Below are 323 nucleotides of genomic sequence, written 5' to 3' on the forward strand. Positions count from 1 at the left end.
AAAATTGATAAATTAATTACACTTGAAAGAGAAAATAATTTATTAAATCACATTTCTACAAGTTTGTTCAACAAGGGAGAAACTATTGCCGAAAAAAACTTGAGTGAATATACTATTTGGATGACAAATTATTGGGTTGGAACTTTTTATCCGATTTTCAAAATTAACTTCAACGATTTGCTACGTCCGAAAAATCTCCGATTTTCCAGTCGCACAAATCTTATAAAAGCCCGTTGGCTTTAATTAACGAAAAAGATTAAATGAAATCTCACAAAGAAAAAATTGATAAATTAATTACACTTGAAAGAGAAAATAATTTATTA

1 protein-coding gene is annotated in these 323 nt (G+C 26.9%); it reads left to right on the plus strand.

Annotated elements, in window-relative coordinates; translation table 11 throughout:
- Nucleotides 1–243, plus strand: a 243-nt coding sequence (locus tag EC396_RS18035) for a hypothetical protein (RefSeq protein ID WP_205757973.1), incomplete at its 5' end; no start/stop codon positions are given.
- Nucleotides 244–323 lie beyond the last annotated feature (80 nt).

Source organism: Lutibacter sp. HS1-25, assembly GCF_004121075.1.
In the GTDB taxonomy this organism is placed as follows: Bacteria; Bacteroidota; Bacteroidia; order Flavobacteriales; family Flavobacteriaceae; genus Lutibacter.